We start from the raw sequence: 16,116 nt of genomic DNA, 5'->3' as shown, positions 1-16,116 counted from the left end.
CACACCCCGCCTCAGGCGCCGCCGACCTCGCTCGACGGCGGCTCGTTGCTGCCCGGCCGGGTCCGCACCTCGTTCGTGCACTCGTAGCTGCGCAGCGGCTCGTCGCCCGGGCCGCCCAGGATGACCGAGCCGTCGCCCTCGGCGGCCGTCGAGTCCGAGAACGTACAGACGATCTGGGCGAGGGCGTAGGACGCGAGGCCGTTCGGCGGGGCGCTCAGCCGGAGCGTCTCCTCCGGGTCCCCGGGCCGCGGCCCCGTGACGCCCATGCCACCCCGCACGTCCGTGGTGTACCCGGCCTCCTTCTCGGCGGACGACGGCGCCGTCTCCAGCTCGTCGAGCAGCGCCTGCGCCACCAGCACGCGCCGCTCCGAGTCCGCCGTACCCTCCGGCACCCGCACCGACCGGTCGACGGCCACCAGCGACGACCCGCACAGCAGGAACACCCGGGCCGCGAGCCCCCGCGCGGCCTGCGTCGACACGTCCGGCTCGGACAGCGAACAGTGCACCCGCGACGGCGCCGGACCGAAGTCGGTCGGCACCTCGGTGGCCCGGATCCCGCACCCGGCGAGCAGGGCGGCGAGCACGGGCAGGGCCAGCAGGGGCCGTACGCGCGCGTGGCGTCCCCCCACGGCACCGTCGCGTCGCGCGCGGCGTACGGTCATCAGGCGTCCCCCTTCTCGGCCTGCTCGGCCTGCTCGGCCTCCGCCATGAGCGCCGACGCGTCCTTCGGCAGCCGCAGTGTGAACACCGCGCCCCCCTCGGGGGAGTTGGCGGCGGTGATCTCGCCGCCGTGGATGTGGGCGTTCTCCAGGGCGATGGACAGGCCCAGTCCGCTGCCCTCGGAGCGCGGCCGGGAGGCGCTCGCCTTGTAGAAGCGGTCGAAGACGTGCGGCAGGACGTCCTCGGGGATGCCGGGCCCGTGGTCCTGCACCTCGATGACGATCTCCTCGGCCGCCTCCCGCACCGACACCCGCACCGGCGAACCGCCGTGCTTGAGCGCGTTGCCGATGAGGTTGGCCAGTATGACGTCCAGGCGGCGCGGGTCGAGCCGGGCGTGCAGGCCGCGCTCGGCGTCCAGCTCCACGGCGTCCAGCCAGGCCCGGGCGTCGATGCAGGCGGTGATCTGGTCGGCGAGTTCGACGTCGTCCAGGACCAGCCGGGCGGTGCCCGCGTCGAAGCGGGTGACCTCCATGAGGTTCTCGACCAGGTTGTTCAGCCGCCGCGTCTCGCTGACCACGAGCCGGACGGCGGGCTCGATCATCGGGTCCACGCTGCCGGTCTCGGCGTCCAGCTCCTCCTCCAGCACCTCCGTCACCGCGGTGATCGCGGTGAGCGGCGTACGCAGTTCGTGCGACATGTCGGCCACGAAGCGCCGGGACGCGTCGTCCCGCCCGGCCATGTCCGCGACCCGCTTCTCCAGCGCCGCGGCCGCGTTGTTGAACGTCCGTGACAGATCGGCCAGTTCGTCGGTCCCCGACACCCGCAGCCGGGTGTCCAGCTTGCCCTCGCCGAGCCGACGGGCGGCGACACCGAGACGGTGCACCGGCTTCAGTACGGTCGTGGCGGCGGCCTGCGCGAGCAGCGCGGAGCCGATCAGCGCCAGGCCCGTGGCGATACCGAGCGACCAGGCCAGGGAGTTGAGGTCCTTGGCCTCAGGCTTGAGCGACTTGAGCATGTAGCCGGTGGGGCCGTCGCCGACCACCCTCGTGCCGGCGACCAGATACGGGGTGCCGTCCTCCACGACCCGCTGCCAGTACAGGCGGTACTCGGACGCGTTCTCGGAGTCCACCTTCTGCCGCTCGTTCACCGCCTCGCGCAGCGAACGCGGCACGTCCTGCAGCGAGAAGCCGCTCAAGCCACCCGAACTGCCGTACACCGTCTTGCCGTTCCCGTCCCGCGCCACCAGCAGCACACTGAACCGCTGGCTGCTGTTGGCCATCTGCCCCGCGGTGTGCTGCAGTTCGTCCTGCGTCGGCTCCTCGGGCAGCAGGCCCGCGCGGATCTGCATCTCCTGCTCGAAGTCCCGCAGCACCGCGTCCTGGGCGCGCCTGAGCACCGCCTCGCGGTTGAGCCAGTAGGCGATCCCGGACGCGGACACGGCGGCGGTGAGCGCCACCAGACCGAAGACGACCACGAGACGCAGCCGCAGACTGGTGAACCGCAGCCACGACCACACTCCCTTACGGGCCGCGGCCCAGCCGCGGACCCCTCCCTGCGCTTCGGTCACTGAGGAGTGTCCAGCCGATAGCCCACGCCGCGCACGGTACGGATCAGCGTCGGGGACGACGGCACGTCCTCCACCTTGGCGCGCAGCCGCTGCACACACGCGTCCACGAGTCGCGAGTCACCGAGGTAGTCGTGCTCCCAGACGAGACGCAGCAGTTGCTGCCGCGACAGCGCCTGACCCGGCCGCCGGCTCAGCTCCAGCAGCAGCCGCAACTCGGTCGGGGTCAGCTGGAGGTCCTCGCCGTTCTTCGTCACGGTCATCGCCGCGCGGTCGATGACGAGACTGCCGAAGGTCGCCGCGTCGTTCGACTCCCGCTCCCCGCGCCGCAGCACGGCCCGGATCCGGGCGTCGAGGACCCGCCCCTGCACGGGTTTGACGACATAGTCGTCCGCACCGGACTCGAGGCCGACCACCACGTCGATGTCATCGCTGCGCGCGGTGAGCAGGATGATCGGCAGCTGGTCCGTGCGCCGGATGCGCCGGCACACCTCGAACCCGTCGATACCGGGCAGCATCACATCCAGCACGATCAGGTCAGGCCGCTGCTCGCGCAAAAGCTTCAGACCGTCTTCGCCGGTGGCAGCGGTGGCCACCCGGTGTCCCTGGCGCGTCAGTGAGAGCTCCAGGGCCGTACGGATGGCGTCGTCGTCCTCGATCAGCAACAGGGAAGGCACAGGCTCATTCTGGCCCATGGCGGGGCGGGGTTGCGACACCTGTATGGATCCGTGCTCGTAGCGCGCCTGTCTGTGACGGAACTGTCCGTCAGCTGAGGACAGGGCCCCCGGACCGACCCCTGTGACAGGTCTGTGACAGTCGGCGGACACGGCCATGAAGTGGCCCGGGCAAGCTTTTCGTCACAAGCAAGACGGCAAGCAGAACACCGGTAAGTCCACGACGGGGGGCGCGAGATGAACACGCTGCAAGGCACCAGCACCAGCGCAGTGATCACGCGCCTGCACGACGTGACCGCGAACCGGGGTTCCGAGAAGTCCGGTGCCGCAAGCGGGCGGGGGTGCGCTCGCGGCACCGGGCGTCAGCACACCGCGTACATGACGGTGGTTGACGCACACCAGGGGGAGGCTCACGGGGGAGCCGCGTACAGGGAGGACTCGGGGGAGCGTCGTTCGCTGTCGGAGACTGTAGATGCCGAAGCGGCGTTTACCGCCTACGTCCAGGAGCGCCGCGCCTCCCTGTACGCAACCGCCTACCACCTCACCGGCGACCGCTTCGAGGCCGAGGACCTGCTGCAGAGCGCGCTGTTCTCGACGTACCGGGCGTGGGACCGGATCAGTGACAAGGCCGCCGTCGGGGGTTACCTGCGACGGACGATGACCAACCTGCACATCAGCGCGTGGCGCCGCCGCAAGCTGAACGAGTACCCGACCGAGGAACTGCCGGAGACGCCCGGCGACACGGACGCGATGCGCGGCACCGAACTGCGCGCGGTCCTGTGGCAGGCGCTGGCCCGGCTGCCCGAGCTCCAGCGCACCATGCTGGTCCTGCGCTACTACGAGGGCCGCACGGACCCGGAGATCGCGGAGATCCTCGACATCAGTGTCGGCACGGTGAAGTCCAGCATCTGGCGGTCGCTCCGCCGGCTGCGTGAGGACGAGGTCCTCAGCTTCGGCCGTGACGAGGAGGACGCCTTCGGGGAGCTTGTCGCCTGAAGGTCCCGGGGGGAGCAAGTAACGGGGGAGCGGTAACTGGGGGGAACCAACGGGGGAAAGCGCGGGGGAAGCTCCTACGGGACGTACGGGGGATGTACGGGGGAAACCCGGGGGAGCACGAAGAGAGCGGGACTGGAGGGCCGGGGGGTCCGTCCAGTCCCGCCTTCTTTTCCGTCTATGTCCGTCAGACCGCCGTACGGGTCGTGGCGCACCGCCCGGCCGCCGCTGCCGCCAGCCGGCCCATCGCCTCGTCACGGTCGCAGGCATGGGCGCCCAGGGCCGTCTGGCGGGCCACGATGGAGCGCTCGGCGCGCATCAGGCGCCAGCCGCGGCGGACGAGGAACGGCACGGACTTGCGGCCCTCCCTGAGGTCCCTCAGGAAGCGGCGGCGGAACGTCTTCACCGGGCCGCGGCTCAGGCAGAGCGCGTCGGCCAGCACACCGAGCTCACGGCAGCGCGTGACGATCTCCGCGGCGAAGATGCCCTCCGCGATGAACAGCGGGGTCCGCCCGATCTCGACGGCCTCCTCGCCGGTGCGGGCGCTCAGCGAGATGTCGTACAGCGGGACGTTCGTACGCCCCGTGCGGCACAGCTCCGTGATCGCGGCCACGGCGGTGTCCGCGTCCCAGGAGCCGGGGTGGTCCCAGTCGATGTCGGAGCTCCCGGGGACCTGCGGCAGCGTCGGGTCGTCGCCCTCCTTGTAGAAGTCGTCGAGCCGCAGCACCGGAAGGCCGGAGCGGGCCGCGAGAAGGGACTTGCCGGAGCCGGAGGGGCCGCAGAGCAGCACGACTCGCGTCGGTATGGGCAGATGGGAACTCACGGGACACCAGTGTGAGGCATCACCGGCCCGGTGAACGACCCCGCGGGTCGCCTTTGATGCGCGCGTCACAACTCAACTACCCTTGGTGTCGACATGATTACCCTGTGAAGTAGAAGGCGGCAGTGACCATGGCCCGACACGCGTCCCCCCACAACCCCACCGCCCAGCGCGCCCTGATCGCCCTCGCGACCGCGGGCGTCGCCTTGGGCGCAGGCGCCGCAACCGCCTTCGCGGACACCGAGCCCGTCGTCGACGCGATGCGCACCCGCCCCGCCTCGCTGGGCAGCGTCGACCCGCAGACCGGTCTCCAGGCCCTCACCGGCGCGGTGGGCTACGTCATGGGCCCGATCTCCGACCTCAAGCCCAACCCGCTCGCCGGTACCGGCGTCGACCCCCTCGACAACGGCGTCGGCACCCAGCTCGCCGACTTCAAGCCGCTGACCTCGCAGGCGCTGACGGGCCCGGTGGCGCAGGCGCAGTCGATCGGGAGCATGCCGGTGGTGGGACCGGCGACGGGGCTGCTGGGCGGCTGAGCGTGACGGAGGGCCGCGTTTTCCCCCGGACGGTGGGGAAGCGCGGCCCTCCGGTCTGTGGTGGCTGTCAGTACGACGAGCCGGACGCGCCCAGTGAACCCGTCGGGTGCCAGACCGTCTTCGTCTCCAGGAACGCCGTCATGCGGTCGATGCCGGGAGTCTCCGACCAGTTGTCCACAGGCTGTGGACGGAGAACGCGCTTCAGATTGTCGGCCGCCGCGATCTCCAGCTCCTTCGCCAGTACGTCGTCGGCGCCCGCCAGGTCGATCGCGTTGACGTCCTGGTGCGCCGCGAGGGGCGTCGCGATCTCCGCCGTACGGCCGGAGAGGATATTGACGACACCGCCGGGCAGGTCGGAGGTGGCCAGTACCTCGCCCAGGGAGAGCGCCGGGAGCGGGGACTTCTCCGATGCCACCACGACGGCCGTGTTGCCCGTCGCGATCACCGGGGCGATCACCGAGACCAGGCCCAGGAACGACGACTCCTGCGGGGCCAGGACCGTGACCACGCCCGTCGGTTCGGGGGAGGAGAGGTTGAAGTACGGGCCCGCTACCGGGTTTCCGCCGCCCACGACCTGGGCGATCTTGTCCGTCCAGCCCGCGTACCAGACCCAGCGGTCGATCGCCGCGTCCACCTGGACGGCGGCCTTGGACTTGGACAGGCCCTCGGCGTCCGCGACCTCGTGGACGAACTGCGCCTTGCGACCCTCGAGCATCTCCGCGACGCGGTAGAGGATCTGGCCGCGGTTGTACGCGGTCGCGCCGGACCAGCCGCCGAACGCCTTGCGGGCCGCGACCACGGCGTCACGGGCGTCCTTGCGGGAGGAGAGCGGCGCGTTCGCCAGCCAGTTGCCCTTCCCTGCCGCGCCGGCGGCTGATGTCTTCGTCGTCACCTCGTACACCCGGCCGCTCTCGGAACGCGGGAACTTCCCGCCGACGTACAGCTTGTAGGTCTTGAAGACCGACAGGCGCGGTTCGGTCTTTTCGGTCTTCTCAGACATCGAGGTACGCCTCCAGGCCGTGGCGGCCGCCCTCGCGGCCGAAGCCCGACTCCTTGTAGCCGCCGAACGGCGACGTCGGATCGAACTTGTTGAACGTGTTGGACCAGATCACGCCCGCGCGGAGCTTGTTCGCGACGGCGAGGATCCTCGACCCCTTCTCCGTCCAGATGCCCGCCGACAGGCCGTACTGGCTGTTGTTGGCCTTGGCGACGGCCTCGTCCGGGGTGCGGAAGGTGAGGACGGACAGCACAGGGCCGAAGATCTCGTCGCGGGCGATGGTGTGCGCCTGGGTGACGTTCGTGAACAGCGTCGGGGCGAACCAGTAGCCGGACGACGGGAGTTCACAGGCCGGCGACCAGCGCTCGGCGCCCTCCGCCTCGCCCTGCGCGGTGAGGGCGGTGATACGGGCCAGCTGCTCGGCGGAGTTGATGGCGCCGATGTCCGTGTTCTTGTCGAGGGGGTCGCCGAGGCGGAGGGTGGAGAGCCTGCGCTTGAGGGACTCCAGCAGCTCCTCCTGGATCGACTCCTGGACCAGGAGACGGCTGCCCGCGCAGCAGACCTGGCCCTGGTTGAAGAAGATGCCGCTCACGATGCCCTCGACGGCCTGGTCGATCGGGGCGTCGTCGAAGACGATGTTGGCGCCCTTGCCGCCCAGTTCGAGGGTGAGCTTCTTGCGGGAGCCGGCGACGGTCCGCGCGATCTCCTTGCCGACGGCCGTGGAGCCCGTGAACGCGACCTTGTTGACGTCCGGGTGGGCGACGAGGGCTGCGCCGGTGCGGCCGTCCCCGGTGACGATGTTCACGACGCCCTTCGGCAGGCCTGCCTGGCGGCAGATGTCCGCGAAGAAGAGCGCGGAGAGGGGGGTCGTCTCGGCGGGCTTCAGTACCACCGTGTTGCCCGTCGCCAGTGCCGGGGCGATCTTCCACGCCAGCATCAGGAGCGGGAAGTTCCAGGGGATGACCTGGCCGGCGACGCCGAGGGGCCGCGGGTTCGTACCGAAACCGGCGTGGTCGAGCTTGTCCGCCCAGCCCGCGTAGTAGAAGAAGTGCGCGGCGACCAGGGGGAGGTCGGCGTCGCGCGTCTCCCTGATGGGCTTGCCGTTGTCCAGCGTCTCCAGGACGGCCAGCTCGCGGCTGCGCTCCTGGATGATGCGGGCGATGCGGAACAGGTACTTCGCGCGCTCGGCGCCGGGCAGCGCCGACCACTTCTCGAAGGCCTTGCGGGCGGCCTTCACGGCGCGGTCGACGTCTTCGGCGTTGGCCTGGGTGTACTCGGCCAGTACCTCTTCGGTGGACGGACTGACCGTCTTGTTGAGATCCCCACCCGAGCTTTCGACGAACTCGCCGTCGATGAACAGGCCGTACAACGGGGCGATGTTGACGATCGCGCGCGACTCGGGAGCCGGTGCGTACTCGAATGCCATTAGTCAGTCCACCGTAACGTAGTCAGGGCCGGAGTAGCGGCCGGTGGCCAGCTTCTGACGCTGCATCAGCAGGTCGTTCAGGAGCGAGGAGGCGCCGAAGCGGAACCAGTGGTTGTCCAGCCAGTCCTCGCCGACGGTCTCGTTGACCAGGACCAGGAACTTGACGGCGTCCTTGGTGGTGCGGATGCCGCCGGCCGGCTTCACGCCGACCTGGACGCCGGTCTGGGCGCGGAAGTCGCGTACGGCTTCCAGCATCAGGAGGGTGTTCGCGGGAGTGGCGTTCACCGCGACCTTGCCGGTGGACGTCTTGATGAAGTCCGCGCCGGCCAGCATGCCGAGCCAGCTGGCGCGGCGGATGTTGTCGTACGTCGACAGCTCGCCGGTCTCGAAGATGACCTTCAGGCGGGCGCTCGTCCCGCAGGTCTCCTTCACGGCGACGATCTCCTCGTACACCTTCGCGTAGTGGCCCGCGAGGAACGCCCCGCGGTCGATGACCATGTCGATCTCGTCGGCGCCCGCGTCGATGGCCTCACGCACGTCGGCCAGCTTGACGGCGATCGGCGCGCGGCCCGCCGGGAAGGCGGTGGCGACCGAGGCGACCTTCACGGAGGAACCGGCGACGGCCGCCTTGGCGGTGGCCACCATGTCGGGATAGACACAGACCGCGGCCGTGGCGGGTGTCGTGCGGTCGGTCGGGTCGGGGTGGACCGCCTTGGCGCCGAGCGCCCGGACCTTGCCCGGGGTGTCCGCGCCTTCCAGCGTCGTCAGGTCGACCATCGAGATGGCGAGGTCGATGGCGTACGCCTTGGCGGTCGTCTTGATGGAACGGGTGCCGAGGGAGGCGGCGCGCGCCTCCAGGCCGACCGCGTCGACGCCGGGCAGCCCGTGGAGGAAGCGGCGCAGCGTGCTGTCGGACGCGGTCACGTCCTGGAGAGCGTGTGTGGGGGTACCGCCCACGCGTTCAGCAGTGGGGGAGGGTGCATTGGTGGGCATGGTCACCAGCCGAGCATATCTACGCGCGTAGCGGCTGTACACCCCGGCTGCTCATCTTGGTCCGGGGGACTGCGGGTGAGCGGCTCGCGGAGTGTCGGGCAGAATCGGGAACATGACGACCCCGGACCACCAGTCACCCTCGCCGCAGCCCCCGGACCCCGCGTACCAGGACCGGGTCTACCGGTCGTCCGCGGGGATCGCCGGCGGTGTGCTGCTGCTCGCCATCGCCCTCTGGCTCGGCATCGACGCGCTGGTCCAGGGCACGGGCCGCACCCCGTGGCTGGCACTGGCCGCGCTGATCCTGGTCGTGCCGCTGATCGTCGCCTTCACGCTGCGGCCGGCGGCGTACGCCAACGACGAGCGGCTGCGGATCCGGAATCCGTTCCGGATCGTCGTCCTGCCGTGGGGGCAGGTCGGCGCGCTGCGTTCCGGTTACTCGAACGAGGTCGTCACCACGTCCGGCGCCAAGTACCAGCTGTGGGCGGTTCCGGTCTCGCTGCGGGCCCGCAAGAGGGCGGCGCGGCGGGCGGCACGGGCGGCTGCCGCCGGGGACAGGGACGTCCAGAGCCGCGGCAGGGGCTTCGGGGGACCGGGCGGAGGCGCCGCCGGGGACGCGCCGCTGCGCGCGGAGGCCGACCAGATCATGGACGACCTGCGGGAACTGCAGGAGACCCGGGGGAACGCGGGGACGGCGCAGGGCGAGGTGACAGTGCGCTGGGCGTATGAGGTGGTCGCGCCGGTGGTGGCGGGGGCTGTGTTGTTGGTGATTCTGGTGGCGATGGGGTGAGGGGGCGGCTGGTCTGCGGAGGTGATTGGTCGCCGCGGTGATTGGTTGCCGAGGGCGTCTGAAGAGGCGGCCGGTTTGATGAGGCGTTGAACTGGTTTGCCGAGGCGGCCGGTCTGCGGAGGCGGGCCGTTGCCGAGGCGATCGGTTGCCGAGGTGGCCGGTTCAGTGAGGCAGTCGGTCCGCCGAGGCGGCGATCGGCGTACTGCGGTACGGCCTCCGCCTGGGGTCCGTATCGACGATCTCGCGTCGGCCGTCGGGGGGTGGGCCGTGCAGGCAGGTGGCGATCAGTTTGCCGAGGCGGCGGCCGGTTCGCTGAGGCGGCCGGTGCAACCACTTCCCTGGTCCGGGTGTCTGGGCGCCGTGAGGTTCTGGCTGTAGACGGTCACGCCGTAGGTGTCACGGCGCGCCGGGCCACACCAGTGCCATGTACGCGCTGCAGTACGCCCCGCCCGTCACCGCCGCCGCCAGCATCAGCGTGCGGTGGCGGCGGGACGTGCGGGACAGGCGCAGGGCGATGGGGAGCAGGAGCGGGAAGGCCGGGAGGAGGAAGCGGGCGCGGGGGAAGTAGACGCCGCCGCTGCCCAGGACGATCGCCAGGATGACGCCGGTGAAGACCAGGAGCGGCAGCGGCTGCCGGTCCCAGGCCGCGAGGGCGAAGAGGACCGCCGACACCAGCAGCGTGAGCGTCACCATCACCAGGAACAGCTCGGGCGTCGAGTCCCGCCCCAGCAGGTCCCGCACCCGGCGCAGGGTCTCGCGGCCGCCGTCCAGCTCGTTGTGCCAGAGCCGCTGTACGGCGAAGTAGCCGTCCCAGCGGCCCAGCCGCAGGCCCACCCAGCCGACGTAGCCGCACCAGCCGAGCGGTGCCAGGAACGCGGCGGCGAGGGCCCTCGCGGACCACCGGCGGCGCAGCGAGAGCAGGGCCGCGACGGTGACCGCGGCCGCCACCGCGATGCCGGTCGGCCGGGTCAGGCCCGCCAGGACCGCGCACCCGGCCGCGGTCAGGAGGCGGCCGGTGAGCACGGCGTAGAGCGCCCAGGCCGCGGACGCCGTGAACAGCGACTCGGTGTACCCCATCCACTGCACCAGCCCCACCGGCAGCGCCGCCCACAGCGCGGCGAGCAGGACACCGACCCGGCGGCCGTACAGCCGGTCCCCGACGGCGAAGACGCCCCAGGCCGCGCAGAGCGAGGCGATGACGGCGATGGCGAGGCCGGTGCTGGCCCGGGTGCCGGGTGTGACGGCCGCGACCGCCTTGACCAGGACCGGGTAGAGCGGGAAGAAGGCCAGGTTGTTCGCGCTGTACGCGGTGCCCAGCTCGCGCGCGTACCCGTGGTCGGCGATGCCCAGGTACCAGTCGGCGTCCCACTGCGTCGCCAGGATCGGCCAGACGCCGTGGTGCCTGCGGTGCGCCCAGACGGTGAGGAACAGCAGGCCCGTCATGCGTACGGCGAGATAGGCGAGGAGCGCCGGGGCCGCGTGGCGGAGGGCGCGCAGGGCGGCAAGGCGGGTGGGATGGGGGTGCGGGGAGCCGGGGGCGGGGGTCGCTCGGGGGGTCGGCGGCCGGCGGACTGCGGTCGAGGACACGGCGGCGGCTCCAGGCTGGCTCGGTGGTGCGTTTCCGGACCACCGTTGCCCGGGCGGCGGGGGCGGACGTGGAGCCCGCGTCAATCGCCGTGCGGAAATCACTCGATGGGGTGCCTCCGGTTGGGCACCCCATCGTCGTGATGCGTATGACCGCGTACGGGTCAGATGCCGGCCGCCGCCGACAGGTCCCGCTTCATCGCCGCCAGCAGGTCGGCCGCCTTCGCGCGGGCCGCGGGGAGACCGGCGTGCGCCGCGACCGGGACGACGACCTCCAGGTAGCACTTCAGCTTGGGCTCCGTGCCGCTGGGCCGGACGATGACGCGGGCGCCGTCGAGGGTGTAGCGCAGGCCGTCGGTGGGCGGGAGCTTGTCGGTGCCCTGGGTGAGGTCCTCGGCCTTGGTGATGGCCAGGCCGGCCAGCTCGGTCGGGGGCTGTTCGCGGAGCTGCTCCATGGCGCGGGCGATCACCGACAGATCCTCGACGCGGACCGAGAGCTGGTCGGTGGCGTGCAGGCCGTGCTCCACGGCGAGGTCGTCGAGCAGGTCGAGGAGGGTGCGGCCCGCGGACTTCAGCTGGGAGGCGAGCTCCGTGATGAGGAGCGCCGCCGTGATGCCGTCCTTGTCGCGTACGCCCTCGGGGTCGACGCAGTAGCCGAGGGCCTCCTCGTAGCCGTAGCGGAGGCCGTCGACGCGGGCGATCCACTTGAAGCCGGTGAGGGTCTCCTCGTACGGGAGGCCCGCCTTGTCGGCGATACGGCCGAGCAGGGAGGAGGACACGATGGACTCGGCGAAGGTCCCCCGGGCGCCCCGCTCGACGAGATGCGCGGCGAGCAGCGCACCGACCTCGTCGCCCCGCAGCATGCGCCACGCACCGGCGCCCTTGACGGCCACGGCGCAGCGGTCGGCGTCCGGGTCGTTGGCGATGATCAGGTCGGGGTCGGTCTCCCGGGCCTTCGCGAAGGCCAGGTCCATGGCGCCGGGCTCTTCCGGGTTGGGGAAGGCGACGGTGGGGAAGTCCGGGTCGGGGTCGGCCTGCTCGGTGACGAGGACGGGCTCAGGGAAGCCGGCCCGCGCGAAGGCGGCGAGGAGGACGTCCTTGCCGACGCCGTGCATCGCGGTGTAGACGGTGCGGGCGGTGCGGGGGGAGTCGGCGGCGAGTACGGCGTCGGTGCGGGCGAGGTAGGCGTCCAGGACGGCGTCGTCCAGGGTCTCCCAGCCGGACTCCGGGCGGGGGACGTCGTCCAGGCTGCGTACGGCGTCGATCTCGGCGGCGATGTCGATGTCGGCCGGGGGCACGATCTGCGAACCGTCGCCCAGGTACACCTTGTAGCCGTTGTCGCGGGGCGGGTTGTGGCTGGCGGTGACCTCCACGCCGGCGACTGCGCCGAGGTGCCTTATGGCGTACGCCAGGACGGGGGTGGGGAGGGGGCGGGGCAGTACGGCGGCCCTGAGCCCCGCGCCCGTCATCACCGCGGCGGTGTCGCGGGCGAAGTCGGCGGACTTGTGGCGGGCGTCGTAGCCGACGACCACGAGGCCGCCGGTCTGGCCGTTCTTCTTGAGGTACGCCGCGAGGCCGGCGGCGGCACGGATGACGACGGCTCGGTTCATGCGCATGGGGCCGGCGCCGAGTTCGCCCCTCAGGCCCGCGGTACCGAACTGGAGGGTGCCGCTGAAGCGTTCCGCGAGCTCGGTGACGTCCTTGGCGTCGATCAGCTTGGCGAGTTCCTCACGGGTTTCCGCGTCGGGGTCCTCGGTCAGCCATGCCTTGGCCCGTGCGATGAGATCGTCGTGCACGTTCGGTCCAACCTCTCGTTTGTTCGTACTCTGCGGGTGCGTGGGGGCGCGGCCCTGGAGGCTCCGCCCCCAGACCCCCGGCCTTCGCCCACCCACCACCCGACTCGGTTGGTTGAGAGGTTCACCCCTTGGCCGACAGTAAACGGGTGGTGGATGGGCATAGGCCGGGGGTCCAGGGGGCGGAGCCCCCTGGTACGGGGCGTTGAGGGCCGGCGCCCCTCAGAACACGCCTACAAGCGCCCCAGCACCTGCGCCAGCAGCGACCCCATCTGCGTCGCCGAGTCACGCCCCGCCTGCAGGACCTCCTCGTGGTTCAGCGGCTCGCCCGTCATCCCGGCGGCCAGATTCGTCACCAGCGAGATACCCAGAACCTCGGCCCCGGCCTCCCGCGCCGCGATCGCTTCGAGCACCGTCGACATGCCCACCAGGTCCGCCCCGATGACCCGAGCCATCCGGATCTCCGCCGGCGTCTCGTAGTGCGGGCCGGGGAACTGGGCGTAGACGCCCTCCTCCAGCGTGGGGTCGATCTCCTTGCACAGGGCGCGCAGGCGCGGCGAGTACAGGTCGGTCAGGTCCACGAAGTTCGCGCCGACGATCGGGGACGTCGCCGTGAGGTTGATGTGGTCGCTGATCAGGACCGGCTGCCCGGGACGCATGCCCTCGCGCAGACCGCCGCAGCCGTTGGTGAGGACGATCGTCTTGCAGCCGGCGGCGACGGCGGTACGGACGCCGTGCGCGACGGCGGCGACACCGCGGCCCTCGTAGTAGTGCGTACGGCCGAGGAAGACCAGGGCCCGCTTCGCACCGATCTTGTACGAGCGGACCTTGCCGCCGTGTCCCTCCACCGCCGGCGGCGGGAAGCCGGGCAGCTCGGTGACCTGGAACTCGGCGTCGGGTGCGCCCAGGGCGTCCACGGCCGGCGCCCAGCCGGAGCCCATCACGAGGGCGACGTCGTGGGTCTCGGCGCCGGTCAGTTCGCGCAGGCGTGCGGCGGCGGCGTCGGCGGCGGTGTGGGGGTCGCCCTGGATGTCGTCCGGAAGAAGAGATGCGTTCACGCCGATGAGGGTAGCCGGTCCGGGCCTACGCGCGTAGATGACAGGGCTCACGGGATGGCGATCGTTGTCTTGTCGTTTCCAACCAAAGCTCTCAGCAGGGGCGCTTCCGCAGCTCCATCACATAGTCGTGCGGCGCCCCCGCCGATTCCGCAGCGTCCGCGACCTCGCCCAGATAGCGGGCCGAGGGCAGCCCGCCCTCGTAGCCGTCCAGGACGTACACCCACGCCGGTTCCTCGCCCTCCAGCGTGTGCACCCGCACCCGCATCCGGCGGTAGACCCCGAGCCCGACCCCCTCCCAGCGGTCCAGGGACTCCTCGTCCATCGGTGCGACCTCGTACAGCGCGACGAAGACCTGCGCGAGCGGGTCCTCGACGATCGTGGCCAGCGCGCCGTCCCAGCCCATCTGCTCGCCCCCGAACGTCAGCCGCCACCCGTTCAGCCAGCCGGTGGCGCGCAGCGGCGAGTGCGGAGCGCGGCGGGTCATCAGCCGCGCGTCGAGGTTGCCGGCGTACGCGGCGTAGAGCGACATGGGGGAGAGGGTACGGCAGTGGAATCGGCGCCCTCGCCCGTAACAGTGGTATCTCGGGACGGCCCCCAGGCAGTACCACCGTCAACCGTACGGGACAATGGAGTACGTGACTCGGATCGTGATCATCGGTGGCGGACCCGGCGGATATGAAGCGGCGCTGGTTGCCGCTCAGCTCGGCGCGGAGGTGACCGTCGTCGACTGCGACGGTCTGGGCGGGGCGTCGGTGCTCACCGACTGCGTCCCGTCGAAGACTCTTATCGCTACGGCCGAGGTGATGACCACCTTCGACTCGTCGTACGAAGAGCTCGGCATCATCGTGGCCGACGACACGCCACACATCGACACGCCCGCGCGGGTCGTCGGGGTGGACCTGGGCAAGGTCAACCGCCGGGTGAAGCGGCTCGCGCTCGCCCAGTCCCACGACATCACCGCCTCCGTCACCCGCGCCGGCGCCCGGGTCCTGCGCGGCCGCGGCCGGCTCGAGGGCATGCAGGCTCTCGACGGGTCCCGCAAGGTCGTCGTCACCGCCGCCGACGGCACCGAGGAGACCCTCGTCGCCGACGCCGTCCTCCTCGCCACCGGCGGTCACCCGCGCGAGGTGCCCGACGCCCAGCCCGACGGCGAGCGCATCCTCAACTGGACCCAGGTCTACGACCTCACCGAGCTCCCCGAGGATCTCATCGTGGTCGGCTCGGGTGTGACCGGCGCCGAGTTCGCCGGCGCGTACCAGGCACTCGGGTCCCGGGTCACCCTCGTCTCCTCCCGCGACCGCGTGCTGCCGGGCGAGGACCCGGACGCCGCGGCCGTCCTGGAGGACGTCTTCCGGCGGCGCGGCATGAACGTCATGTCCCGCTCCCGCGCCCAGTCCGCCAAGCGTGTCGGGGACAAGGTCGAGGTCACCCTCGCCGACGGGCGCGTCATCACCGGCTCGCACTGCCTGATGGCCGTCGGCGCCATCCCCAACAGCGCCGGGCTCGGTCTCGAGGAGGCCGGCGTCAAGGTCCGCGAGTCCGGGCACATCTGGACCGACAAGGTGTCGCGGACCACGGCACCGGGCGTGTACGCCGCCGGTGACGTGACCGGCGTCTTCGCGCTCGCGTCCGTCGCCGCCATGCAGGGCCGTATCGCCATGTACCACTTCCTGGGCGACGCGGTGGCCCCGCTGAACCTGAAGACCGTCTCGTCGAACGTCTTCACCGACCCCGAGATCGCCACCGTCGGCTACAGCCAGGCCGACGTCGACGCCGGTAAGATCGACGCCCGCGCCGTCAAGCTGCCCCTGCTGCGCAACCCGCGCGCCAAGATGCAGGGCATCCGGGACGGCTTCGTCAAGATCTTCTGCCGCCCTGGCACCGGCATCGTGGTCGGCGGTGTGGTCGTCGCGCCCCGCGCCTCGGAACTGATCCACCCGATCTCGATCGCGGTCGACAACAATCTGACAGTCGAACAGATCGCGAACGCGTTCACCGTCTACCCGTCCCTCTCGGGGTCGATCGCCGAGGTCGCACGGCAGCTCCACACCCGTAAGGCGGGCGGCGAGGTCTGACGGCCGGATCGGACTCCCCGCTGGTCACGGGGAGTTGTCGACCATTCGTACGGCATAGTCGGAAGGCGTAGGTCCTATACCACTTCGCGACTTCCCGTGCGAACAACTTCTGTTATTCGGCGCAAACTGCTGAAAGCAGACGGTCGTTGGGGTTAC

The 16,116-nt window shown here is 71.2% G+C and carries 15 protein-coding genes; 4 read left to right on the top strand and 11 right to left on the bottom strand.

Features of this window, described 5'->3' with window-relative positions; translation table 11 throughout:
* Positions 1 to 11: 11 nt before the first annotated feature.
* Genes AQJ91_RS07585 through afsQ1 form a run of 3 tightly spaced genes read right to left on the bottom strand, consistent with a single transcriptional unit; the run spans position 12 to position 2,901 of the window.
* Positions 12 to 662, bottom strand: a complete 651-nt coding sequence (locus AQJ91_RS07585; RefSeq protein ID WP_067017703.1) for a hypothetical protein — start codon at positions 660 to 662, stop codon at positions 12 to 14.
* The gene (locus AQJ91_RS07580; RefSeq protein WP_067017701.1) at positions 662 to 2,227 is read right to left on the bottom strand and encodes a sensor histidine kinase; all 1,566 of its coding nucleotides are present in this window, start codon (positions 2,225 to 2,227) and stop codon (positions 662 to 664) included. Before AQJ91_RS07580 ends, AQJ91_RS07585 begins: the two co-directional genes overlap by 1 nt.
* Positions 2,224 to 2,901 (bottom strand): two-component system response regulator AfsQ1, encoded by a 678-nt coding sequence (gene afsQ1 / locus AQJ91_RS07575; RefSeq protein ID WP_067017699.1) that lies wholly within the window; start codon positions 2,899 to 2,901, stop codon positions 2,224 to 2,226. Before afsQ1 ends, AQJ91_RS07580 begins: the two co-directional genes overlap by 4 nt.
* A 234-nt stretch (positions 2,902 to 3,135) precedes the next feature.
* Here afsQ1 and AQJ91_RS07570 point away from each other — a divergent pair, with 234 nt between their 5' ends.
* The gene (locus tag AQJ91_RS07570) at positions 3,136 to 3,894 is read left to right on the top strand and encodes a SigE family RNA polymerase sigma factor (RefSeq protein WP_067017697.1); all 759 of its coding nucleotides are present in this window, start codon (positions 3,136 to 3,138) and stop codon (positions 3,892 to 3,894) included.
* 184 nt (positions 3,895 to 4,078) lie between these two features.
* On the opposite strand, the gene AQJ91_RS07565 is transcribed toward AQJ91_RS07570, so the two are convergent.
* Positions 4,079 to 4,783 (bottom strand): uridine kinase family protein, encoded by a 705-nt coding sequence (locus AQJ91_RS07565; RefSeq protein WP_079084746.1) that lies wholly within the window; start codon positions 4,781 to 4,783, stop codon positions 4,079 to 4,081.
* Between the two features lie 59 nt (positions 4,784 to 4,842).
* Between AQJ91_RS07565 and AQJ91_RS07560 the strand changes: the two genes are divergently transcribed.
* The gene (locus tag AQJ91_RS07560; RefSeq protein ID WP_067017693.1) at positions 4,843 to 5,247 is read left to right on the top strand and encodes a hypothetical protein; all 405 of its coding nucleotides are present in this window, start codon (positions 4,843 to 4,845) and stop codon (positions 5,245 to 5,247) included.
* Between the two features lie 67 nt (positions 5,248 to 5,314).
* On the opposite strand, the gene AQJ91_RS07555 is transcribed toward AQJ91_RS07560, so the two are convergent.
* From AQJ91_RS07555 to deoC, 3 genes are read right to left on the bottom strand one after another with little or no spacing between them, the layout of a single operon-like run.
* Positions 5,315 to 6,247 carry an aldehyde dehydrogenase family protein gene (locus AQJ91_RS07555; RefSeq protein WP_067017688.1) on the bottom strand — a complete coding sequence of 311 codons (933 nt, stop codon included), beginning with the start codon at positions 6,245 to 6,247 and terminating at the stop codon, positions 5,315 to 5,317.
* Positions 6,240 to 7,670 carry an aldehyde dehydrogenase family protein gene (locus tag AQJ91_RS07550; protein ID WP_067017686.1) on the bottom strand — a complete coding sequence of 477 codons (1,431 nt, stop codon included), beginning with the start codon at positions 7,668 to 7,670 and terminating at the stop codon, positions 6,240 to 6,242. Before AQJ91_RS07550 ends, AQJ91_RS07555 begins: the two co-directional genes overlap by 8 nt.
* A 3-nt stretch (positions 7,671 to 7,673) precedes the next feature.
* Positions 7,674 to 8,663 carry a deoxyribose-phosphate aldolase gene (deoC, locus tag AQJ91_RS07545; protein WP_067018051.1) on the bottom strand — a complete coding sequence of 330 codons (990 nt, stop codon included), beginning with the start codon at positions 8,661 to 8,663 and terminating at the stop codon, positions 7,674 to 7,676.
* 112 nt (positions 8,664 to 8,775) lie between these two features.
* On the opposite strand from deoC, the gene AQJ91_RS07540 reads away from it, so the two are divergent.
* Positions 8,776 to 9,450, top strand: coding sequence for a PH domain-containing protein (locus AQJ91_RS07540; protein ID WP_067017684.1), 675 nt, complete (start codon positions 8,776 to 8,778; stop codon positions 9,448 to 9,450).
* 396 nt (positions 9,451 to 9,846) lie between these two features.
* Here AQJ91_RS07540 and AQJ91_RS07535 read toward each other — a convergent pair whose 3' ends face one another.
* The 4 genes from AQJ91_RS07535 to AQJ91_RS07520 form a co-directional block, all read right to left on the bottom strand.
* The gene (locus AQJ91_RS07535; RefSeq protein WP_067017682.1) at positions 9,847 to 11,037 is read right to left on the bottom strand and encodes a hypothetical protein; all 1,191 of its coding nucleotides are present in this window, start codon (positions 11,035 to 11,037) and stop codon (positions 9,847 to 9,849) included.
* A 161-nt stretch (positions 11,038 to 11,198) separates the two neighbouring features.
* Positions 11,199 to 12,830: a phospho-sugar mutase gene (locus AQJ91_RS07530; RefSeq protein WP_067017680.1), complete on the bottom strand. Its 1,632-nt coding sequence runs from the start codon at positions 12,828 to 12,830 to the stop codon at positions 11,199 to 11,201.
* A 230-nt stretch (positions 12,831 to 13,060) separates the two neighbouring features.
* On the bottom strand, positions 13,061 to 13,885 hold the full coding sequence (locus AQJ91_RS07525) for a purine-nucleoside phosphorylase (RefSeq protein ID WP_067017678.1): 825 nt from the start codon (positions 13,883 to 13,885) through the stop codon (positions 13,061 to 13,063).
* Between the two features lie 91 nt (positions 13,886 to 13,976).
* Positions 13,977 to 14,414 (bottom strand): gamma-glutamylcyclotransferase family protein, encoded by a 438-nt coding sequence (locus AQJ91_RS07520; protein ID WP_067017677.1) that lies wholly within the window; start codon positions 14,412 to 14,414, stop codon positions 13,977 to 13,979.
* A gap of 97 nt (positions 14,415 to 14,511) precedes the next feature.
* Here AQJ91_RS07520 and AQJ91_RS07515 point away from each other — a divergent pair, with 97 nt between their 5' ends.
* The gene (locus AQJ91_RS07515) at positions 14,512 to 15,960 is read left to right on the top strand and encodes an NAD(P)H-quinone dehydrogenase (protein WP_067017676.1); all 1,449 of its coding nucleotides are present in this window, start codon (positions 14,512 to 14,514) and stop codon (positions 15,958 to 15,960) included.
* The last annotated feature ends 156 nt before the right edge of the window (positions 15,961 to 16,116 follow it).

The organism is Streptomyces dysideae, from assembly GCF_001514305.1.
GTDB classification, from domain to species: domain Bacteria; phylum Actinomycetota; class Actinomycetes; order Streptomycetales; family Streptomycetaceae; genus Streptomyces; species Streptomyces dysideae.
Note: the sequence above shows the minus strand (reverse complement) of the source record. Positions and strands in the feature narration are given on the sequence as shown.